Source organism: Streptomyces sp. f51 (assembly GCF_037940415.1).
In the GTDB taxonomy this organism is placed as follows: domain Bacteria; phylum Actinomycetota; class Actinomycetes; order Streptomycetales; family Streptomycetaceae; genus Streptomyces.
This window is the reverse complement of the sequence record NZ_CP149798.1, coordinates 7003452-7025141: the sequence shown is the minus strand read 5'-3', so window position 1 is coordinate 7025141 and position 21690 is coordinate 7003452. Positions and strand designations below refer to the sequence as shown.

Annotated in this window: 21 protein-coding genes and 1 pseudogene; 10 read left to right on the top strand and 12 right to left on the bottom strand. The window is 72.2% G+C overall.

Translation table 11 applies throughout. The annotated features are described in order from the left end of the window. Nucleotides 1-207: 207 nt before the first annotated feature. From WJM95_RS30460 to WJM95_RS30450, 3 genes are all read right to left on the bottom strand, one after another. Nucleotides 208-699, bottom strand: a complete 492-nt coding sequence (locus tag WJM95_RS30460; RefSeq protein WP_339133557.1) for a hypothetical protein — start codon at nt 697-699, stop codon at nt 208-210. Nucleotides 700-1096: 397 nt separating this feature from the next. Beyond that, nucleotides 1097-1354, bottom strand: coding sequence for a hypothetical protein (locus tag WJM95_RS30455; protein ID WP_339133555.1), 258 nt, complete (start codon nt 1352-1354; stop codon nt 1097-1099). Then, entirely contained in the window at nt 1341-1607 is a 267-nt protein-coding gene (locus tag WJM95_RS30450; protein WP_339133553.1) for a DUF6400 family protein, read from the bottom strand. The genes WJM95_RS30455 and WJM95_RS30450 overlap by 14 nt, the downstream gene beginning before the upstream one ends. Nucleotides 1608-1841: 234 nt before the next feature. Here WJM95_RS30450 and WJM95_RS30445 point away from each other — a divergent pair. The 6 genes and pseudogenes from WJM95_RS30445 to WJM95_RS30420 all read left to right on the top strand — a co-directional run bounded on the left by WJM95_RS30445 (nt 1842) and on the right by WJM95_RS30420 (nt 7305). Continuing rightward, nucleotides 1842-2338 (top strand): annotated as a pseudogene (locus WJM95_RS30445) (lamin tail domain-containing protein). A 131-nt stretch (nt 2339-2469) separates the two neighbouring features. Beyond that, nucleotides 2470-4212 (top strand): diacylglycerol kinase family protein, encoded by a 1743-nt coding sequence (locus WJM95_RS30440; RefSeq protein WP_339133551.1) that lies wholly within the window; start codon nt 2470-2472, stop codon nt 4210-4212. 1 nt (nt 4213) lies between these two features. After that, nucleotides 4214-5167 (top strand): YihY/virulence factor BrkB family protein, encoded by a 954-nt coding sequence (locus tag WJM95_RS30435; protein ID WP_339133549.1) that lies wholly within the window; start codon nt 4214-4216, stop codon nt 5165-5167. Next, a complete protein-coding gene (locus tag WJM95_RS30430) occupies nt 5168-5947 on the top strand; it encodes a phosphatase PAP2 family protein (RefSeq protein ID WP_339133547.1) in 780 nt (259 codons plus the stop codon). A gap of 128 nt (nt 5948-6075) precedes the next feature. Continuing rightward, nucleotides 6076-6408 (top strand): putative quinol monooxygenase, encoded by a 333-nt coding sequence (locus WJM95_RS30425; protein ID WP_339133545.1) that lies wholly within the window; start codon nt 6076-6078, stop codon nt 6406-6408. Between the two features lie 67 nt (nt 6409-6475). After that, nucleotides 6476-7305 (top strand): IS5 family transposase gene (locus tag WJM95_RS30420; RefSeq protein WP_339135952.1). Its coding sequence is split into 2 segments (ribosomal slippage): nt 6476-6788 and nt 6788-7305, totalling 831 coding nucleotides; the frame shifts between segments, so codons are not numbered across the junction. 5 nt (nt 7306-7310) lie between these two features. Here WJM95_RS30420 and WJM95_RS30415 read toward each other — a convergent pair. The 9 genes from WJM95_RS30415 to WJM95_RS30375 form a co-directional block, all read right to left on the bottom strand. Next, the gene (locus WJM95_RS30415) at nt 7311-7688 is read right to left on the bottom strand and encodes a hypothetical protein (RefSeq protein WP_339133543.1); all 378 of its coding nucleotides are present in this window, start codon (nt 7686-7688) and stop codon (nt 7311-7313) included. 60 nt (nt 7689-7748) lie between these two features. Beyond that, a complete protein-coding gene (locus tag WJM95_RS30410; protein ID WP_339133541.1) occupies nt 7749-8780 on the bottom strand; it encodes a medium chain dehydrogenase/reductase family protein in 1032 nt (343 codons plus the stop codon). Between the two features lie 142 nt (nt 8781-8922). Beyond that, nucleotides 8923-9390, bottom strand: a complete 468-nt coding sequence (locus WJM95_RS30405) for a DUF5990 family protein (protein ID WP_339133539.1) — start codon at nt 9388-9390, stop codon at nt 8923-8925. A 157-nt stretch (nt 9391-9547) separates the two neighbouring features. Continuing rightward, a complete protein-coding gene (gene pgm, locus WJM95_RS30400) occupies nt 9548-11188 on the bottom strand; it encodes a phosphoglucomutase (alpha-D-glucose-1,6-bisphosphate-dependent) (RefSeq protein ID WP_339133537.1) in 1641 nt (546 codons plus the stop codon). A 171-nt stretch (nt 11189-11359) separates the two neighbouring features. Then, nucleotides 11360-12358 carry an MASE1 domain-containing protein gene (locus WJM95_RS30395; protein ID WP_339133535.1) on the bottom strand — a complete coding sequence of 333 codons (999 nt, stop codon included), beginning with the start codon at nt 12356-12358 and terminating at the stop codon, nt 11360-11362. Between the two features lie 75 nt (nt 12359-12433). Next, the gene (locus WJM95_RS30390) at nt 12434-13330 is read right to left on the bottom strand and encodes a PP2C family protein-serine/threonine phosphatase (RefSeq protein WP_339133533.1); all 897 of its coding nucleotides are present in this window, start codon (nt 13328-13330) and stop codon (nt 12434-12436) included. Nucleotides 13331-13586: 256 nt separating this feature from the next. Next, entirely contained in the window at nt 13587-15767 is a 2181-nt protein-coding gene (locus tag WJM95_RS30385) for an MMPL family transporter (RefSeq protein WP_339133531.1), read from the bottom strand. 200 nt (nt 15768-15967) lie between these two features. Then, nucleotides 15968-16735, bottom strand: coding sequence for an LmeA family phospholipid-binding protein (locus WJM95_RS30380; RefSeq protein ID WP_339133529.1), 768 nt, complete (start codon nt 16733-16735; stop codon nt 15968-15970). Beyond that, complete coding sequence (locus tag WJM95_RS30375) at nt 16732-17352, bottom strand: TetR family transcriptional regulator (RefSeq protein ID WP_339133527.1); 621 nt, start codon at nt 17350-17352, stop codon at nt 16732-16734. Before WJM95_RS30375 ends, WJM95_RS30380 begins: the two co-directional genes overlap by 4 nt. A gap of 240 nt (nt 17353-17592) precedes the next feature. On the opposite strand from WJM95_RS30375, the gene WJM95_RS30370 reads away from it, so the two are divergent. The 4 genes from WJM95_RS30370 (at nt 17593) to WJM95_RS30355 (ending at nt 21599) form a co-directional block, all read left to right on the top strand. Beyond that, nucleotides 17593-18528 carry an ATP-binding cassette domain-containing protein gene (locus WJM95_RS30370; protein ID WP_339133525.1) on the top strand — a complete coding sequence of 312 codons (936 nt, stop codon included), beginning with the start codon at nt 17593-17595 and terminating at the stop codon, nt 18526-18528. Further along, nucleotides 18525-19373, top strand: coding sequence for an ABC transporter permease (locus WJM95_RS30365; RefSeq protein ID WP_339133523.1), 849 nt, complete (start codon nt 18525-18527; stop codon nt 19371-19373). The genes WJM95_RS30370 and WJM95_RS30365 overlap by 4 nt, the downstream gene beginning before the upstream one ends. A 193-nt stretch (nt 19374-19566) precedes the next feature. Next, complete coding sequence (locus WJM95_RS30360; protein ID WP_339133521.1) at nt 19567-20925, top strand: sensor histidine kinase; 1359 nt, start codon at nt 19567-19569, stop codon at nt 20923-20925. Beyond that, nucleotides 20922-21599, top strand: coding sequence for a response regulator transcription factor (locus WJM95_RS30355; RefSeq protein ID WP_339133519.1), 678 nt, complete (start codon nt 20922-20924; stop codon nt 21597-21599). Before WJM95_RS30360 ends, WJM95_RS30355 begins: the two co-directional genes overlap by 4 nt. The last annotated feature ends 91 nt before the right edge of the window (nt 21600-21690 follow it).

Genomic DNA, 21690 nt, shown 5'->3' with positions numbered 1-21690 from the left:
ATGGTGAACTCTCAACCGACGCACCACTGTTCAGGAGAATGCCCCGATACGGTCCTTGCGCCCGCTTCCGGCACGACATGGACCGCGTCGCCCGAACGCGCGGGCCCGGCGGGCGCGCTGGAGCCGTGGCGGGCGGGGTGCCGGCGGGACCGCGCTGGGCCCGGTGCGGGCGGAGGGCGCGGTCAGCCGTTCACGGGCGGAGCGGGGTCAGCCGCGCGACCTGCCCTGGTCCCTGCGGCCCTGTCGGGGCTGGGTGCGGCCATGTCCGCCGGTACGGCGCCGCGACGGTGCCGGGGGCGCGTCCGCGCTGTTGAAACCGGGCCCGCTCGGGGCGCTGAAGCCGCCGGGAACCGCGGGAGCGGCCACCGGGGCACCGGCGGCGGCCGGCGGCGCGGAGGGCGTGGACGGCGTGCGGGTGCGGGGCAGCGCACGGCCCAGGACGCGGGTGTGCGTCATCAGCGGGGCACAGGAGGCGCAGACTTCCATGAGCGTCCACACCTGGGCAATGGCCGGATCGTGACGCAGCACGAGCAGCACGCTGCCCATGCAGTGCACCTGGCTGCCCTCGTGGGACGCGCACTGCGACTGCCGGCAGGCACAGGCGGCGTCCGCGTGGACGGTGGCCGCGCGGGCGTGCGCCCCGACATGGGCCTCGGCGAAGCGGCGCAGCGCGGCGAGGTCGCGGGACCGCGGCGGCATGGCGCAGGGAGAGGAGCAGGTGACCGACGCGGTGCGGTCGCTGTGGCCGGAGATGCGAACGGTCCATGTGCGTCCAGGACGTCGCGCGGCAGGTGATTCGGAGTGTGGGAGGTCCAAGACCGGCAGTCCTTCGGCAGTGGGATGTTCGCGCAGATGCGCATGGAGTTTCTTTACCCGCGCGGGCCGGTCCGTCATTCACCGGTGGGCCGCGAGCGTGCTCGAATCTACGAGCGATGGCGTGCGCGGGCCCGGACTGCTGTCGCGCGGGGTTGCGATCTTCCCACAGTGGCGCATCGGACGAGTTCGACCCGCCTGGGGCCCCTGAGGATAACCCCGCCGTGACGTGCGGGTCCTCGGGGGTGGGCGAAGTCTGTTCCCACGGGGCCGGCCCGCCGGTTCAGCGTCCGGGGCGGGGGCCCCTGACGCGGCTCCAGAGGGAGCGGGTCGCGCCGAATCCGGTCTCGTGGGCCCACACATGGGTGCACGACGGGCATTGCAGGTGGAGCAGGCTTCCGGTGGTGGAGAGCAGGTAGCGCCAGTGGACGGAGCACGACCGCCGCTCCTCGCAGGTGGCGCATCCGCGGCTGTCGGCGCACCGCGGGCAGGCCACCCAGGCACGGCGCCCGATGTCCGCCTGCGGGTCAAGCGGCAGCACGGCCGTCTCCGCGGCGGGGAAGCACACCGGCGGCGACGAGGCCGTCGTACACGCGCTGCTGCCCTTCGTCGAGGCCGGAGTACAGGAGCTCGTACGCGGCCTCCTCCTGGCGCATGACCTCCATCGGGTCCCAGTCGGGACCGAGGACGGCGAGGACCTGGGCCTGGCGCAGGACCTCCTGGGCGGTGAGGTCGACGGTGAACTCGACGAACCCGGGGGCGTCCGGACGGAGCGGGGGATTCTGTGGGGCCATGGGTAAAAACTTAGGTATGCCTTTCTTGTCGGGACAAGAGGTCGTGGGCGAAGTCACAGCAGGCCGGGGCCGTGGCGGCGAGCCCCTCGGCAGGCCGGCGGGCTGTCCGCGGGGGCCGAACGGAACGCCCGCCGCCGACCGGCGTCTACGCATCCCGCACATCTCCCCCACTCGTTGATCACATCATCGGTATGCTCCGGGAGCTTCATCCGCACCACCGAGGGGGGAATCCTCATGCGCATCCGCACTGTCCTGGCTGTCACCGCCGCCGCTGCCGGCACGCTCGCCGCCGTCGCCACGGCGCCGGCCCAGGCCGCCGAGTACTCGCCGCGCTGAAGATCAAGGGCGTCCAGTACGACGCTCCCGGCCGGGACTCCAACAGCTGCTCCAGCGGCAACACCCGGAACGAGTACCTGACGATCAAGAACTACTCGTCGGGCACGACCGTCAACCTGAAGGGTTACGTCGTCAAGGACGCCACGGGCAACAAGTTCACCTTCACGTCGAACCACTACCTCGAGCCGGGCGACTCCATCAAGCTCCGCGGCGGCCGCGGCACCGACTCGGACGCCGGCAACGTCGTCTACCGCCAGAACTGCAACTTCATCTGGAACAACGACAAGGACACCATCTACCTGTACAAGTCCTCCGGCGCCCGCGCCGACGTCCACGCGTACACCAAGTCGGCGAACGACCGTGACGGGAACGGGTACATCTCGTACCACGGCTGAGCCGGGCTCCCGGGGCGTATCGATGCCCCGGGAGGTCTGTACGCGGCGATCCGGGGCAGACGGCGGTGGACCCGGGGGGAAGCGCGTCCCGGGCGGAACCCGGCCGCACGCGCTGACCCTGGGAGTCCCCGATGCCGACCGCCGTACCGGACAGAACCGCCGGAGTACCCGGCAGCCTGACCGAGACAGGGAAACCCGCCCGCTCGTTCGCGCCGCCCCGGGGCACCGGCAGGACAGCGGCTCGCATCGCCGCGCTGACCGCGTGCCAGGCGGCGACGATGGTGGGCCTCGGACTGCTCATCACCGGTCCCGCGCGCCATCTGTGGCCGCTGACGGCCGAGGACACCGTGAACGAGCGCCTCGAACGGGCCAGGACCGGCACCCTCACCACGCTGTCGTCCATCGCCTCGGAAGCCGGCAACACCCTCACCGTCGTCACCATCACGCTGCTGGCCTGCCTGGGCCTGCTCCTGATACCCCGTCTCCCGATGTGGCGTCAGGCGGTGTTCCTCGCCGTCGCCGTCTCGCTCCAGTCGCTGGTGTTCCTGGCCGTCACCACGTCGGTGGACCGCCACCGGCCCGAGGTGGACCGCCTCGACGCCTCGCCGCCGACGTCGAGTTACACCTCGGGACACACCGGGGCGTCGACCGCCCTGTACGCCGGTCTCGCGGTTCTCGCGCTGTCGCGGATCCGCGGGCCGTGGCGCAGGGTCGTGGCCGGGCTGTTCCTGCTCCTGCCGCTCCTCGTGGCCCTGGCCCGGCTCTACCGCGGCATGCATCACCCGACGGACGTCCTCGGCGGCCTCCTCAACGGCGGGCTGTCGCTGCTGATCGTGGGACGCGCCCTGCTGGCCGGCCCGTCCGTGACCGCGGCGCCGTCCGCGGACGCCACGGCGGACGCCCGCCCCGCCGAGGAGCACCCGCCCGGCACGACCGCCGTGATCCTCAATCCCACGGTGACCGACGCCTCCGCTCGCGACGAGCTGCTGCGGGTCCTGGAACGGCACGGCCACCGCGCACCCCGGTTCCTGGAGACCACCGCGGACGATCCCGGGGCCGGGCAGACGGCCCGCGCGGTCCGGGAGGGCGCGCGACTCGTCGTGGTCTGCGGCGGGGACGGCACGGTCCGCACGGTCGCCGACGCCCTGGCCGGAAGCGGGGTCCCCCTGGCCGTGGTCCCCTGCGGCACCGGCAATCTGCTGGCCCGCAACCTCGGCCTGCCGCTCTCCCCCGTCGCCGCGCTCGAAGCGGCGCTGGACGGCGGCCCCCGCCGGCTCGACCTCGCGGCCGTCGAGGGCGACGGCCTGAGCCCCACCCGCTTCACCGCGATGGCAGGCGCCGGGCTGGACGCGGCGATGATGGAGCACACCGACGCCCGCGCCAAGGCCACCCTCGGCTGGCCGGCCTACGCGCTGGCGGGCATCACCACCCTGCGGACGCCCCGGATGCGGGTGACGATCCGGCTGGACGGATCCCCCGCCTTCCACCGCACGGCCCGCATGGTGCTCGTCGCCAACGTCGGCACCGTGCAGGGCGGGATCACCCTGCTGCCCGCCGCCCGCCCCGACGACGGACTGCTCGACCTGCTGGTCCTCGACCCGCGCGGGCCGGGCGGGTGGCTGCGGGCCGTACGGACGCTGCTGCGCGGGCGCGCCGCACCGGCACGCCCTTCCACCGTGCGGACCGTCGCCGCCGAGGACGACCGGCACGACGAGGTCCCGGTGGAGTTCTTCACCTTCCGGCGCGCCGAACTCACCTTCGCCACCCCGCAGTCCAGAGAACTCGACGGGGATCCGGTGGGACCCGGCCGGCGTCTGACCGCCGAGGTCCAGCCCGGGGCGCTGACCGTCCTGCTGCCCTCCCGGGAGAAGTGACATGGGTACCGCGACAAGGGTCCCCGAGACCCGTGCCATGAGCGGGGAGGAGCTCTCCGCCGACGAGGCGCTCGCGTCCCTGCGCCGCTACGGCGGCTGGCCCCTGCTGCGCGACGCGTTCATCCGCTTCCGCTACGCCGACGGCTTCAGCCATTCCCGCGCGCTCGCCCTCCAGACGGTCCTGGCCCTGGTCCCGCTGGCCATCGCGTTCGTCGGCCTGTCCTCGGTCCTGCACACCGAGGACATCGGCAGGGTCGCCGAACTGACGATCCGCCGGATCAGCGCGGGCCCCAGCGCCGAGGTGGTCGACGACGCGCTGCGCCGCAGCCGGCACACGGCGGGCGACGGGGCCCAGGTCGCCCTGTGGTTCGGGCTGGCCTTCTCCCTGGTCAACGTGACCACCGCGATGTGCCAGATCGAGCGCGGTGCCAACCGGATCTACGGGAACGAGCGCGACCGCGTCTTCCACCGGAAGTATCTGCGCGGTCTGGTCATGTCCCTGAGCGCGGGCATCCCGCTCGGCCTCGGTTTCGTCCTGATGGTGGCCGGCGGCGACCTGGCGTCCGCGGTCGTGACGGTCTACCACCTCGACGGAGGCGCCAAGACCGCCTGGGACATGCTGCGTTGGCCCTCAGGACTGCTCCTCGCCCTGATCTCGGCCAGCGCGATCTTCCGCCGCTCCCCCCGCCGCCGCCAGCCCGGATACACCTGGCTCGCCTTCGGCGCCGCCGTGTATCTGGTGCTGTGGACGGCGCTGACCCTGCTGCTGAGCCTGTATCTCCGGGTGAGCGGCAGCTTCGACACCGTCTACGGCCCGCTCAGTGCCTTCATGTCCCTCCTGCTCTGGGCCTATCTGACGTCGATCGCCCTGTTCCTCGGACTGTCCTTCGCCGCGCAGCTGGAGGCCTCGCGCGCACGGCGCCCCGGTCCGGTCCGACCCGATCCGGGAGTCTGAATGGCGGCACGCACCACGACCCTGAGCCCGCGGGAGCGCCGCCTGACGGCCGACCGCCGGTTCGGCGCCCGGCTGCTCGGCTCGGCCGCGGTGGCCGCCGTCACCGCCGTGCCCTTCGGTCTGCTTCTCGTCCTTGTCGAGGGACAGTGGCGGCCGCTGCGCCGGCTGGACGTGAGCGCCGCCCGCCGACTGCACGAAATCGCCCTGGAGCATCCCGCCTGGACGAGCACGCTGCGCTTCCTCTCCGACCGGGTCTGGGATCCGCTCACCCTGCGTACGGCCGTCGCGCTGCTGACCCTCTGGCTGCTGCACCGCCGGGCCTGGCGTCTGGCCGCGTGGTCGGCGGTGACGGCCGTGGCCGGCGGGGTCATCGGGCTCCTGGTCAAGACGGTCGTCGAGCGGGCCCGTCCGTCGCTGGAGGATCCGGTGGCACGGGCCCCGGGGTTCTCCTTTCCCTCGGGCCATGCCATGACCGCCACCACCTCGTTCGCCGTTCTGCTGCTGGTGCTGCTGCCCGTCGTACCGCGCCGCTGGCGGGCGGTGTGCTGGGGTGCCTCCGTGCTCTCGGTCGTCGGGGTCGGCTTCACCCGGGTGGCCCTGGGCGTCCACTGGTTCAGCGACGTGCTGGGCGGCTGGCTGCTCGGCCTGACCGTCGTCGCCCTCACCGCCTGGGCGTTCGAGGCCTGGCGGGCCGACACGGGGAGGCGTCCCGCCGACGTCGGCGAAGGTCTGGAGCCCGAACTCACCGGCGAGCGGCCCGAAGCAGGAGGCGGCGGGTGAGTCCATGAGGGACGGCACCGGACGGGAGGGCCGCCTTCGGGGCGGTTCCCCCGATCGGCCTGCGGGCCTCGGGTGTCGAACCGGCCCGGACGGCACAGAATGTCCCGGAGGCGACCCGAGGAGCACCCATGATCTTCATCACCGTCAAGTTCAGCGTCCGCCCCGAGGACGCGGAGAAGTGGCCGGAGATCACCGCCGACTTCACGGCGGCCACCCGCGCCGAGCCCGGCTGTCTGTGGTTCGACTGGTCCCGCAGTCTCGACGACCCGACGGAGTACGTCCTGGTCGAGGCCTTCCGCGACGACGCCGCCGGGGCCTCCCACGTCCAGTCCGCTCATTTCAAGGCCGCTCAGCAGGCCCTGCCGCCCCATCTGACCGCGACACCGCGCATCGTGAACGTGACGATCCCGCAGGACGACTGGTCCCTCCTCGGCGAGATGGTCGTCGAGGAGCAGCCCTAGAGCGTGTCTCTTTGGTCGGTTGGTCAGTTGATCGGATGTGTCCGTCCGGTTAGTGATCACTGATGCGATGTGGGACCGGATCGAGCCGCTGATGCCGGCCGATCCGGTCCGCGGTCGGCGGTGGGCCGATCATCGCCGAACCTTGGAGGCCATCGCATGGAAGTACCGAACCTGCTCGCCCTGGCGGGACCTACCCGACGAGCTCGGCTCGTTCCAGACCGCTCACAAACGGCTGATCAGGTGGGCCATGGACGGCACCTGGGAACGTATCTTTGCCGCGGTCCTGGCAGCGGCCGAGGGTGCTGACGACATCGGCTGGACCGTGTCGGTGGACTCCACCGTCTGCCGGGCTCACCAGCACGCCGCCGGAGCCAGGAAAAAGGGGCTCCAGGCCGGGCCGAACCCGACGACCACGCGCTCGGGCGCTCCCGAGGCGGCCTGAGCACGAAGGTCCACCTCGCCAGCGACGGCCATGCACGACCCCTGGCCCTCCGCGTCACCGCAGGCCAGGCGGGCGACGCCCCGGCCTTCGAGAGCGTCATGGCCGGCATCCGTGTTCCGCGAAGCGGACCGGGAAGACCGAGGACCCGGCCCGATGCCGTCCTGGCGGACCGCGCGTACTCATCCCGCGCGATCCGAAGTCACCTCCGCCGACGCGGAATCCGCGCTGTCATCCCCCAGCCATCCGACCAGATCGGCCACCGTCTGCGGCGAGGCCGCGCCGGCGGTCGCCCACCGGTTTTCGACTCCGAGGCGTACAAGCAGCGCAACGCGGTCGAACGGTGCATCAACCGGCTCAAGCAGTGGCGCGGCCTGGCCATGCGAACCGACAAGCTCGCCATCGCCTACCAGGCCGCACTCCAACTCGCCGCCATCCTCATCTGGGTCCGGCGATAGCCCGCTCAGCGATCGACCACCCAGTGCGCGTCCGTCGGCCAGGATCCCGTGGCAACGATCTGCGTCACGAGCCTGAACGCCTCATGGATGGGGACGGTGTCCTCATCCAGATACTCGTCGCCCTGCCCGTTCGAGAGGACGAACCCGTCGCTCGACCCCTGAGCCCCGGGGTCCACGGCATGCTCGCCTGGGTCGCCCTCGTCTTCGAGCAGCATCACCATCGCGCGCTCGGTATTCGTCACGAAGGCCAGCGACCGTCCGGACGAACTAGTCAGCCATGTCTCCAGGTGCCCACTGCCGATCCTCGACCGAAGAGCCTCTGGCACCACCTCGGACGACACAGGGACAGGGCTGTCGTCATTGATCACCCAGGACTCGATCACGAGCACGACGATCTCACGGACGATCTAAGAGACAGTTCCTAGGTGCTTTCCCGCGGCACCCTAGGCGCTGAGGACGACCTTGCCGGCGACCGTGCCGGACTCCGCGAGCCGCAGCGCCTCGGCGGCCTCGGTCAGGGGCAGCCGGGCGGCGATCCGGGCGGTGACGTCACCGCGCCTGAGCGCGTCGAAGACCTGCGTGAGGTCGGCGCGCAGCCGGGCGCGGAAGCGGTCGCGGGACAGTGCCTTGCCGGCCCAGATGTTGAAGAAGTAGGCGTGGCGGCCGTTGGGCAGGGTGTTCCACAGCCACACCCGGCCGAGCAGCTTGAGCACGGGCCACTGCTTGGACCCCGTGTCGTCGCGGGTGGAGGCGCTGCCGTACGAGACGAGCGTGCCGCCCGGGGCCAGCAGGTGCCAGGAGTCGACGGCGCTGCGCCCTCCGACGTGGTCGAACACGGCGTCGACACCGCCGGGCGCGAGTTCCCGTACGCGGGCGGCCACGTTCTCGGTGCGGTAGTCGACGGGGACCACACCCTGTTCCCGCAGGGCTTCGTGATGGCGCGCCGAGGCCGTGCCGATCACCTTCGCGCCCGCGGCGCGGGCGAGCTGGACCAGGACGGAACCGACGCCGCCGTTGGCGCCGTGCACGAGGACGGTCTGCCCGGCGCGGACCCGTGCCTTGCGGTGCAGCATCTGCCAGGCCGTGATGCCGTTGACGACCACGGTCTCCGCCTCCGCCGCGCCGACCCCGGCGGGCACCGGTACGACGTCGGCCGCCTCCACCCGCACATGGCTGGCCCACCCGCCGACCTTGAGCAGGGCGGCGACGCGGGTGCCGGCGAGTCCCGGGTCGACCCCCTGGCCGGTGGTGAGAACGGTGCCGACCAGGTCGTAGCCGGGCACGAAGGGGAACGGCGGCTGGTCGTAGTACCGGCCGCGGCGCATCTGCTGCTCGGCGAAGGAGACGCCGGTCGCCTCCATCCGGACGACGACCTGGCCGGGGCCCGCGACGGGCACGGCGCCGGTCCGGATCTCCAGCCCCTCCGGCTCCACCTTGCCCGGCAGGACGACCTCGACGAGCCCTTCGGCGTTCATGACGACCTCCATTGCGATCCGTGCGAGTAACCCGATCTCGCTTTAGTTAGAGGCTATTACCGAACGACCGTGAACGTCAAGAACTTTCGTTAGAGGTTCTAACGCGACTCCCGTGGGGCACTCCGCCGCAGGCCCGCAGGCCCTAGGCGGCTTCCGCCGTCCACGCGATGTCCGGCGGCACGACACGGGCACAGCGCGGGTTGCCGAGCGGGTCGGTCAGACCCAGGCGGCCGACGAGGAGTCCCTCGCGCGCGGCGGTGGCGAGCACGTCGGCCGGGACGGCGTCGAGCATGAGCTTGGCCCGGCGGAACATGCTGAAGACACCCGCCTCGTCGACGGTGCCCCACGACAGATAGATGAACCGGTGCCCCAGGCGGTACTGCACATAGGGGCCCGTCACCTCGGGGCCCTCCGCCGTGGGCACGACCGTGCAGTCGAGGGTCCAGGTCGCGGACACGCCGTCGCCCGGCTGGGGATCGAGGAGTTCGGCCGGACGGTCACGGCGTTGCACGGCCACGTGGATGTTGTCGTACGCCGAGCCGTCACCGCGTCCCTCGGGGGCGGGGCAGCTGGGTCCGGGCAGGTCGTCGGCGTCGATACGGATGCGCATACGGGCCATCATCCCGCCGAACCGCGAGGGGACTCCCCCACGCCCCGGCGCCTCGTGGGCCGAAGGCCCGAAGGCGTTGGACACCGGCGCCCGGGACCGCCCCGGGAAACGGCGGACGGCGCCGTGTCGTGGGGACCACGGCGCCGCGGGCGCGGCCTCAGCCGGACAGGGCCGCCGAGACCACCGCCCTGGCCTCGTCCTGCACCCGGCGCAGGTGGTCGGTCCCGAGGAACGACTCCGCGTAGATCTTGTAGACGTCCTCGGTGCCCGAGGGGCGGGCCGCGAACCAGGCGTTCTCGGTGGTCACCTTGATGCCGCCGATGGGCGCGCCGTTGCCCGGCGCCTCGGTGAGGACCGCGGTGACCGGCTCCCCCGCGAGCGTGTCGGTGGTGATCTGCGCGGGCGAGAGCTTGGCCAGCAGGGCCTTCTCCTCGCGCGAGGCGGGGGCGTCGATGCGCTCGTAGGCGGGCTCGCCGAAGCGCGCGGTGAGTCCCTTGTAGTGCTCGGAGGGCGTCTTCCCGGTCGCTCCCGTGATCTCGGAGGCGAGCAGGGCCAGGATGATGCCGTCCTTGTCCGTGGTCCAGACCGAGCCGTCGCGGCGCAGGAAGGAGGCGCCCGCCGATTCCTCGCCGCCGAACCCGAGGGAGCCGTCGACCAGCCCGTCCACGAACCACTTGAATCCGACCGGCACCTCGACCAGCCGGCGGCCGAGATCGGCGGCGACCCGGTCGATCATCCCGGACGACACCAGGGTCTTGCCGATCCCCGTCCCGGCGGGCCACTGGTCGCGGTGGGAGTAGAGGTAGGCGATGGCGGCGGCCAGATAGTGGTTGGGGTTCATGAGGCCGCCGTCGGGGGTGACGATCCCGTGGCGGTCGGCGTCGGCGTCGTTGCCGGTGGAGATCTGGAAACGGTCGCGCCGCTCGATGAGCGAGGCCATCGCGTAGGGCGAGGAGCAGTCCATGCGGATCTTGCCGTCCCAGTCCAGCGTCATGAACCGCCAGGTGGGGTCGGTGAGCGGGTTGACGACGGTCAGGTCCAGCGCGTGCTGCTCGGCGATGCGCCCCCAGTAGGCGACCGAGGCCCCGCCCAGCGGGTCCGCGCCGATCCGCACCCCGGCGTCGCGGATCGCGTCCAGGTCGAGCACCTGCGGCAGATCGGCCACATAGGTGCCGAGGAAGTCGTACCTGCCGGTGCCCGGCGCGGCGAGCGCCCGGGCGTAGGGGACGCGCCGTACGTCCTTGAGGCCGTCCCTGATGAGTTCGTTGGCCCGGTCCTGGATCCAGGAGGTCGCCTCCGAACCCGCAGGGCCGCCGTTCGGCGGGTTGTACTTGAAGCCGCCGTCGGCGGGCGGATTGTGGGAGGGGGTGACCACCACGCCGTCGGCGAGTCCTGAGGACCGTCCGCGGTTGTACGTGAGGATGGCGTGCGACACCGCGGGCGTGGGCGTGTAGCCGTCCGCGCTGTCCAGGAGCACGGTCACGTCGTTGGCCGCGAACACCTCCAGGGCGGTGACCTTGGCGGGTTCCGAGAGCGCGTGGCTGTCGGCGCCCAGGAAGAGGGGGCCGTCGGTGCCCTGGGCGTCGCGGTACTCGCAGATGGCCTGGCTCGTGGCGGCGATGTGGTCCTCGTTGAACGCGGTCGCCAGTGACGAACCGCGGTGTCCCGACGTACCGAAGGCGACGCGCTGGCCGGGTTCGGCCGGGTCGGGGTGGAGCGCGTAGTACGCGGTGACCAACCGGGCCACGTCGACGAGGTCCTCGGGGCCGGCCGGCCGGCCCGCTCGCTCGTGCTGCATGTACCCGCACCTCCGTATCGGTGGTTCATCGCTGGTGGTCCCATCTTTCCCCACGGAGCCGTACGGCGGCACGGTGCGGGCGAGACAGCCCGGAGCCGCGCGGACCGCGTCCTCGCGGCGGAGCGGCCCGGCACCCCGCCCGCACGCGACGGCGGCAGCGGCGTGACCCACTCAGCCGTAGCCCTCTTCCTCCGCGGGAGGGGGCGGCCTGGGCGTGGGATTCCCCGCGGTCAGGTGTTCGAGGACCTCCACCAGTTCCTGGCAGGCCAGTTCGACCGAGCGTCTGGTGTTGCGCTGTTCGGTGATCACCGCGGACAGGAGGAGGGCCGTCAGGGCCATGGTCCCGTTGAAGGCCTGGAGTTTGATCATGACCTCCGTGTGGGTCAGCCGCTGGAACGGGCCGACGCCGTCGGTGGCCGCGACGGTGGCCATGACGGAGGCGAACAGGGCGCACACCAGGCTCCCCGGCAGCTCGAACCGCAGGGCCGCCCAGATCAGCAGCGGATAGACCAGGAACATCATGCTGATGGAGGAGCGGGTGGCGACCGGCACCAGGACGGCGGCCGCGCCCAGGATCAGTACGGCCTCCTTCCACCGCGACAGGCTCAGCGGTGCCCGCAGGGCGTACAGCATCAGGATGACCGGGGTGACGATGAGGACGCCCATCGCGTCGCCCACCCACCACGCCAGCCAGACCGGCCAGAAGTCCGCCAGGGCGATCTTGTCGGTGGCCACGAGCAGGCCGACGTCCGCGCTCGCGCTGATCGTCATGGCACCGAGGGCCGCCAGGAACACCAGGGCGAGTCCGTCGCGGAACCGGCTGAGATCGGTGCGGAAGTGCACGGCGGCCAGCAGGAGGTAGGCGCAGACCGGGGCGACGGTGTTGCCGGCGACGATGCCCGTCGCGGAGGGCTGGAGCGAGGCGAACGAGGAGAGGGACAGGACGACCAGGAGGGCGCCCAGCGCGATCCCGAGCCACGCCCACAGCCCGACGAGCAGCAGGGCGGCGACGGCCACCCCCGTGGGCGGCCAGATCGGGGTGAACACCGCTCCTTCGACGCTGAGCCGCCGCATGAGTCCCAGCCGCCCTGCTCCGTAGTAGCAGGCGGCGATCACGAGCGTCTGAAGAGCGACGACGGCCGGCCGGCGCATCTCCTGTGTAGCCACCACAGAGACATCAGACACCGCCCGCGCCCTGTCGGCGAGGCGAGCGGCCGCCACCCGCGGCACGGGGCGGCGGGCCCGTCAGCGGACGGGACGCTGGGCGCTGTGCTCGTCAGCGGACGGGACGCTGGGCGCTGTGCTCGTCAGCGGAACAAGGACGGTGGGCGCGCCGTGGCGGACCACGAGCACGGCCGCGTCGTCCTCGTGCCCCACGCTCTCGGCTCCCTTGATCACCGCGGCGGCCAGCGAACGGGCCGACAGCCCCGCGACGGCAGCGACCCCGGCGAGCCGTACGACCTGGTCGAGTCCGTCGTCCACGTTCATCGAGGGGCCCTCGACCACGCCGTCGGTCAGCAGGACGAACACTCCGCCGGTGGTGAGGCGGTGCCGGGTCACCGGGTAGCGGGTGCCGGGCTCGACGCCGAGGGGCGGGCCCCCTTCGTCCTCGGTGATGCCGGACTTCCCGTCCGCCGTCGCCCAGACGCAGGGTATGTGCCCGGCCCGTGCGCTCTCCACCATGCCGGTGGCCGGGTCGAGCCGCATGAAGGTGCAGGTCGCGAAGAGGTCGGAGCCGAGGGACAGGATGAGGTCGTTGGTACGGGCGAGGAGCTCCCCGGGATCTCCCGTGACGGACGCCAGGGCCCGCAGACCGACCCTGACCTGCCCCATGAACGCCGCCGCCTCGATGTTGTGGCCCTGTACGTCGCCTATGGACAGGCCGATGCGGTCGCCGGGCAGCCCGAAGGCGTCGTACCAGTCCCCGCCCACGTTGAGGCCGTAGCAGGCGGGCGCGTACTGGACGGCCACGTCGAATCCCGGGGCGGACGGCAGGTCGCCCGGAAGCATGCCGCGTTGCAGCGCGATGGCCAGTTCGACCTGTGAGCGCTGGAACTCCGCGCGTTCACGCGCCTGGGCGGTCAGCGTGCCGAGCCGGGTGAGCAGCTCGTCGTCGTCGCCCGTCGGCGGCTTGCGGGACATCGACCACCCCGGAGGAAAAGACCATGCAGGAAAGTAATGTCAAGAAAACGCCACTATCGGATGATAACGAGCCAGCGGACAGGACCCGACATCGGCGAGGTGGCGATGGCGGCGGGGTGGCGGCGAGGCGGTGGCGGTGGCGGCGAGGCGGTGGCAGTGGCGGTGGCGGTGGCGGTGGCGGTGGCGGTGGCGGGGAAGCATGCCGCTGCCGGTGCCCCGGCTCCGCTCCCCCGCCGCGCCACCCGCGCGCCCGGCCTCAGACCGTCGTGTGCGGCAGACGGCGGTCCAGCCACCGCGGCAGCCACCAGTTCGCCTTCCCCATCAGGAACATGAGCGACGGCACCAGGACCAGGCGTACGACGGTGGCGTCGAGGACGACACTGACGGCCAGGCCGAGGGCGAGCATCTTGACCACGACGGCCGGTGAGCCGGTGAAGGACAGGAACACGGCCGTCATGATGAGCGCGGCGCAGGTGATGACCCGGCCGGTGAGCGAGAGGCCGGTGCCGACCGCCCGCTCGTTGTCGCCGGTCGCGTGCCACTCCTCGGCGATCCGGGAGAGCAGGAAGATCTCGTAGTCCATCGACAGGCCGAAGACGATGGCGAACATCATCATCGGGACGTAGGACTCGATCGGCACGGGCTCGCCCAGGCCGAGCAGCCCGTCGCCCCAGCCCCACTGGAAGACGGCGACGAGGACCCCGTACGACGCGCCGGTGGTGAGCAGGTTCAGGGCGACCGCCTTGAGCGGGATGACCAGGCTGCGGAAGACGACCGTCAGCAGCAGGAACGCGCAGACGAGCACGATGGCGATGATGAGGGGCAGGCGCTCGGTGACGGTGTCGCGGAACTCGATCTGGCCCGCGGTGCTGCCGGTCACGTACCCCCGCGTTCCGGTGCCTTCGAGCGCGTGGGGCACGGCGGTGTCGGTGAGCGTGGCGAACAGGGCCCCGGTGGCGGCCGATTGGGGGCCGGTGGCGGGAACGACGGTGGTGACGAGGACCTTGCCGTCGGCGCTGGTCCGCGGTGGCGCGACGTTCGCGACGCCGTCCGTCCTCGTCAGTCCGTCGGTGAGGCGGCTCGCGACCCGGTCGGCGGGCACGGTCGCGTGGGCGAGGTCGACGACCAGGGTGAAGGGGCCGTTCACACCCGGCCCGAAGCCGGGACCGTCGGCGTCGGCGATCCAGTCGTAGGCGTCGCGGGTCGTGCTGCCCGCCGGATCCGTGCCGTCGTCGATGTGCCCGAGGCGCATCGAGAACAGGGGTACGGAGCAGAGGGCGACGAGGACGAAGCCGGCGGTGAAGAACCGCCACGGGTGCCGGGCGACCAGACGTGCGTAGCGGTGCCATCCGTCGTGGTCGCCCGCGCTCTCGGCGACCGGCCTGCGCCGCACACGGAGTACGTCGACACGGCGGCCCACGAGCCCCATGGCCGCGGGCACCAGGGTGAGCGCCGCCGCGGCCGTGACAACCACCGCGATCGTGGCGGCGAGACCCAGCCGACCGATCATGGTCAGTCCGCAGGCGTAGAGGCTGAGCAGGGCCACGGCCACCGTGACGGCGGCGACCAGAACCGCCTTGCCGCTGACGGCGGTCGTCCGCCCCACGGCCGTTCGGGGATCGTCCCCGTCGATCACGTACTGCCGGAACCGCGTGATGAGGAAGAGCGCGTAGTCGATGCCGACGCCGAGCCCGATCATCGTGGCCAGGGTGGGTGCGGAGGTGGCGAAGGTCAGCGTGCCGGCCACGATGCCGACCACCCCGAGGCCCACGCTGACACTGATCAGGGCGGTGACCAGGGGCATGAGGGCGGCGGCGACGCTCCCGAAGGCGAGCAGCAGCACGATGAGCGCGGCACCGACGCCGGTCGCCTCGGCGACGGCGTCGTCGGCGGGTGCGCGCACGATGTCGTGCAGGTCGCCGCCGTAGCCGACGCCGATTCCCGCGTCCCGGGCGGGAGTTGTCGCCTGGTCGAGCCGTTCGGTGTAGCCGTGGCCGAGGGACTTCAGCTTCCGGTCGAAGGACACCGCGATGTACGCCGTCGCACCGTCCGCGCTGGTCACCGGCGCGGCCACGGCGGTGGCGTGGGGCAGGCCCTTCAGCCGGCCGAGCGTCTCCTCCAGCGCGGCGGCGTGGTCGGACACCTTGCCCGAGTCGACGTGGAGGACGACCTTTCCGCCGGCCGCGCCCGCCGTCGGGTCGGACCTCTCCAGCAGGTCGGCGCCCACGGCCGTCCGGCTGCCGGGCAGGCTGACCTGGTCGCCGAAGGTCGCCCCGACCGCGTGCCGGCCCGCGAACGCGGCCGCCAGCACCAGCAGCCAGGCGGTGATCACCCACACCGGGTGCCGGGCGCAGAAGGCGCCCGTGCGGTGCAGGGCGGACGGCCGGGCCGCGACGGAGGGCGGCGCCAGGGACAGCGGGGCAGGGGGAAGGGACACCACGCCTCCAGAAGAAGTGACAGGACTGCCACAACTTAACCGGGAAGATGACAGTGCCGTCAATTGTCATCCCTGCCATTTTTCGCGCACGCGCAAGCTCGCGGCTCCGCACTCGCGTCAGCCGGGGCGCTCCGGCGGCTCCCCACCCACGAATCGGCGCCCTCGGTCATGGACGGCTCCGCCCTCGCGGGCGCGCGGCTTCAGCTCTCGGCCCGCCCCTTCCCCGCCCCGCACGCCGACACCGCACCGGCCGTCCGTGCGGTCGTCCCCTCACCGGCCGGGGCCACCTTGAAGTCCAGGACGAGACCGGCGCTTTCGGCGTGGGCGCCGACGAGGGTGGCCCCCCGCGGCGGCTTCCGGATGTCGATGGTGCGCGGCTTGAGCTTCGCGGCGAGGCCGCCGGCGCCCGGCAGCGCGGAGAGCTCCGACACCGGTATGGCCCGGCCGAGGATCTGGACGCTCACGGGGGTGATGGTGAGACCGCGGGGCGTGGTGGACAGCTCGGTAATCACGGTGACGGGCAGACCGGACCCGCCCGCAGCGCCCGTGAGGACGAGGTGCCCGCCCTCCGTTCCCGTCTTCAGCCCGTCCGCGCCGGCGCCGTCACGGACACCGGCGCTCCGGTCCAGGGCGTCGTACGCGATGGTGGCGGTGGCGGTCCCGCCCGAGGTGGCACCGCCGGTCGACACGTCCCGCAGATGGACGTCGACGTCCATGTCGGTGCCCTGGCGGCGCACGCCCTCGGCGCTGACGTGGACGGCGCCGACCGTGCCGGTGAGCGCCTGGAGTCCGGCCAGGGTGTCGCCGAGGTCGACCCGCACCGCCTTGGCCCCGCCCAGACGGCACTCGGCGGTCTCGGCGACCTCGCCCCTCACCTTGTGTTCGACGACGAGGTCGGTGGTCACGGCGGCGGCGACCACGGCGGTCGTGCATATGACGGCGAGGACTGCGCGACGGCGACGGTTCACGAGGAGGAGGCTCCGATCATGGTCAGGAAGGTGAACGCCTGCGGGAGCAACCGGTCGGGTTCCACGGGGACCCCGGCCGTACGGCGGTCGCGCAGGGTGCGCAGGACGGCGCGCGCGGCCGACAGCGCGCAGTTGGCGATCACCGCGGCCTGGAGGTCGGCGTCCGGCGCGTCCGCCGGGAGGCGCTCCTGGACGAGTGCGGTCAGGCGTGCCTCGAACTGCTGGAACTGCCGGGACAGGCCCTCGCGCGCCTGTTCGCGGATCTCGCCGAGGGGATGCGCGAGCGCGGTCAGACTGCTGGAGGCGAAGTAGGAGACCGCGTCGGTGATGGCGCCGCAGGCCGCTTCCAGCGGGGTGTCGCCCTCCGGCCGGGCCAGGAAGGCCTCCTCTATGCGCGCGAAGAGCTCGATCCCGTCGGGGAGAAGCAGGGCTTCCTTGCTCTCGAAGTAGCGGAAGAAGGTCCGTTCCGACACGTTCGCCTCGGCGGCGATGTCGGCCACCGTGGTCTGCGCGAAGCCGTGCTCGGCGAAGAGCCGTCCGGCGGCCTCCCGCAGCCCGCGCCGGGTCTCTTCCTTCTTGCGCTCGCGCAGACCGGGCTTCTCGGTTCTCTCTGGCATGGTGCCACCCTCACCACCGGCGCCGGTTCTGTCAATTGTCACCCCTGCCATTTCGGCGACCCCTTGAGAGCCGCCCCTGACCGGCCCTGTCATCCGAGCGCCGTAGCGGGGTGATACCGCGGTACTACGTGCCCCGCCCCAACCGAGCTCTCGGGTACCACGGATCCGGGGCCGGCGTCTCCTAGCGTTGTGGGTGAGCAGTCAGGTGGGGGGCCTGCCCCCGAAAGCAAGGGAACTTCGATGATCGAGGCACAACAGCTGACGAAGCGGTACGGGGAGAAGACGGCGGTGGACCAGCTGGACTTCGTCGTGAAGCCCGGCACCGTCACCGGCTTCCTCGGCCCCAACGGCGCGGGCAAGTCGACCACCATGCGCATGATCGTCGGACTGGACGCGCCGTCCGCCGGCAGCGTCACGGTCAACGGCAAGCAGTACGCCCGGCACACCGCCCCGCTCCAGGAGGTCGGCGCGCTCCTCGAGGCCAAGTCGATCCACCCGGGCCGTTCCGCTTTCGACCACCTCATGGCCCAGGCCTACACCCACGGCATTCCGCGCCGCCGGGTGGAGGAGGTCATCGAACTGACCGGACTCCAGTCCGTGGCCAAGAAGCGCGCGGGCGCCTTCTCCCTCGGCATGGGCCAGCGCCTCGGCATCGCCGCGGCCCTCCTCGGCGACCCTGCCACGATCATGCTCGACGAGCCGGTCAACGGACTGGACCCCGAGGGCGTGCTGTGGATCCGCAACCTGCTGACCGGACTCGCGGCGGACGGCCGTACGGTCTTCGTCTCCTCGCACCTGATGAGCGAGATGGCGCTGGTCGCCGACCACCTGATCGTCGTCGGACGCGGTCGTCTGCTGGCGGACACCACCGTGCGTGAGCTCGTCCAGCAGGCCGGCGGCGACACCGTCACCGTGGCGTCCGACCAGGCGTCCCGGCTGCGCGAGGTCCTGGCCGGTCCCGGCGTCGAGGTCACCGGTGCGGCCGGGTCCGAGGAGCTCCAGGTGACGGGTCTTTCCGCACGGGACATCGGCCTCAAGGCCGCCGAGCACGGCATCGCGCTGTTCGAGCTCAGCTCCCGGACCGTCTCGCTCGAAGAGGCGTTCATGGAGCTGACCCGCGACGCCGTCGAGTACCACGCCAGCGTCACCGTCGAGGCCCCTGGGAGGGCGGCATGAGCACCGTCACCGTCACCGACAGCCCGGCACCCGCACCCGTTCGAGCGGCACGTCCGGAGTACAAGGTCACCGGACGCCGTGTGCTGCGCTCCGAGTGGGCGAAGCTGTGGTCCCTGCGTTCCACCTGGATCACGCTCGGCCTCGGACTGGTGTTCCTCGTCGCGTTCGGCGTGATCGCCGCCGCGCACTACAAGTCCGAGCTCAACTCCGGGCGCCCCCTGCACCGGGACGACGTCGCGGCCACCGCGCTCAGCCTCTCCGTGTTCGGCACGAACTTCGCGCAGCTGGCACTCGGTGTCCTGGGTGTGCTGATCACCGCGGGCGAGTACTCGACCGGCATGATCCGCTCCACCCTGGCCGCCGTGCCGCGCCGCCTGCCGGTGCTGTGGTCCAAGGCCTCGGTGTTCGGACTGGTCGCGCTGGTCGTCGCCACCGTCGGTGTCTTCGTCGCCTTCACGATCGACAGCGGGATCGTCTCGGGCACGCCCGCGGCCCTGACCATGTCCCACTCCGGCGTGGTGCGCAGCCTGCTGGGCGCCGGCCTCTACCTCGGTCTGGTCGGCGTGATCGGCACCGCCCTCGGCGCGCTGCTCCGCTCGGTCGCCGGCGGCATCTCGGTCCTGGTCGCCTCGCTGATGCTGGTGCCCGGCCTGATCTCGCTGCTGCCCAGCTCGTGGCAGGACAACATCAGCCCGTACCTGCCGAGCAGCGCGGGTGAGTCGATGTTCGCGCTGACCCACGACTCGACCTCGCTGTCGCCGACGGCCGGTCTGGTGGTCTTCCTCGGCTGGACCGTGCTCGCGCTGGCGGGCGCCGCCTACCGGCTCGTCCGCACGGACGCCTGACCCACCGCACGCCGGACACCCCGTCCGACGTACCGCCACCGACACGGCACGGCACCCGACCCCCCGGTCCGGTGCCGTGCCGTTCGGGCACCGGACCCGGCGACGGCCGTACGAGGAGACCCCACAGGCGCGTACGAGAACGCGGCCGGACCCACAATGGACAGGTGAGACCCATGAGCGCGGACCGACTCCCATGAACATCGACGACACCGCCCCGCGCGAGGCCGCGGACGATCCGCCCTTCGCCGAGGCGGAACTGCCGTGGAACCACCCCCTGGCCCGTGCGCTGTCACGGCTCGGCCGCCGTTTCAAGCGCGGCGACCGGGGCCGGCCGTGGATCCTCGACTCGGCGGTGACGGCCGTCGTCGCCCTGCTGTTCTGTGTGCCGGACCTGGTGCACGACGGGGACGGCCGGCACCATCCGTTCGACTCCCAGTTCACCCACCTGTCGCTGCCCGGCACGCTCGCGCTCCAGGCCGGTCTCGTGGTCCCGCTGCTGTGGCGGCGCAAGCGGCCCTTCCCCGCCTTCGGCGTGATCACCGCGGTGTTCATCCTCCAGCTGGCGCTGGGGGTCTGGCTGCGCGCCGACGTCGCCGTCCTGATCGGCCTGTACAGCCTGGTCCTGCACGGGGAACTGCGGCGGCTGCCGCTGGCCTGCGCGGTCATCGCCGGCGCGCTGGGCCTCGTCGCCGTACGGCTGCCGTCCGACGTGCATGTGCTCGACGCGCTGTTCTTCCTCTTCTGCGCCATAACCGCGGCCGTCGCGCTCGGCCTCGCGGTCCGGATCCGGCGCGCCCAGCTCGCCGTCCTGCGGGACCGCGCGACCCGTCTGGAGGTCGAGCGCGACCAGCGCAGCAGACTGGCCGCCGCCGCCGAACGCACCCGGGTGGCCCGCGAGATGCACGACATCGTCGGCCACAACCTCTCCGTCATCATCACCCTCGCCGACGGCGGCGCGTACGCGAGCGACGTCGCGCCCGAACGCGGGAAGCAGGCCCTGCTGCTCATCGGTGACACCGGGCGCCAGGCGCTCGGTGAGCTGCGCCGCATGCTGGGCGTCCTGCGTGAGCAGCCCGCGGTCCCGAGCGCGCCCGAGCTCAGCCCCCAGCCGGGGATCGGGGACATCGACGCCCTGTGCGAGCGGATCCGGGCCGCGGGCCCGCGGGTCGTCCACCGCAGCAGCGGCGAACTGGGCAGCCTGGACCGGGGTGTCCAGCTGGCCGTGTACCGCATCGTCCAGGAGGCTCTCACCAACGCCCTCAAGCACGGGGGCCCCGAGACGCGCGTCGATCTCGCGGTGAGCGTCGAGGAGACGCTGCTGCACATCGACGTCCACGACACCGGCCCGGGTACCGGCAACGCCCGTCCCCGGCCGCACGACGACGAAGGACACGGGATCCCCGGCATGAGAGAACGCGCGGCCCTCTACGACGGAACGGTCGTCGCCGGGCCCGCGCCCGACGGCGGATGGACCCTGCGGGCCACCCTCGACCTCACCCCTCCGCCCGGGACCGACCTCGCGCCCTCGGCCGTCTCGGGCGGTGCCACGTGACCAGTGTGCTCATCGTCGACGACCAGCCGCTGCAACGCCTCGGCTTCCGCATGCTCCTGGAGAGCACCCCGGACACCGATGTCGTGGGCGAGGCGTCCCACGGCGGCGACGCCGTCCGCAGGGCCGCCGAGCTGCGCCCGGACGTGATCCTCATGGACGTACGGATGCCAGGGATGGACGGCATCGAGGCCACCCGCCGGGTCGTGGCCTCCGGCGGACGTTCCCGCGTACTGATCCTGACGACGTTCGACCTGGACGAATACGCCTACGCGGCGCTGCGGGCCGGGGCCAGCGGGTTCCTGCTCAAGGACGCCCATCCCGAGGAGCTGCTCGCCGGGATCCGGGCGGTCGCCGCGGGCGACGCGGTGATCGCGCCCGCCCTGACCCGGCGTCTTCTGGACACCTACGCCAAACACCTCCCGCACGACCCGTCGGGCGCCAGGCCCCAGGACGATCCCCGCGTCCACGCCCTGACGGAGCGCGAGTTCGAGATCTTCGTCGCGATCGGCGAGGGCTGGAGCAACAGCGAGATCGCCGAGCGTCTCGTCGTGGCGGAGTCGACCGTCAAGACCCATGTCGGGCGCGTCCTGTCGAAGGTGGGCGTCCGCGACCGCGTCCAGGCCGTCATCCTCGCCTACGACCTCGGTGTCGTCCGCCCGAACCCGCCCGACTGACGCCGCGCCCCCGGGACCGTACGGCCTCCGCGCGGTCACCCGGGCCCACGGTTGCGGCTGCACGTCCGCGCACGCGGGCACCCGAGGCGGA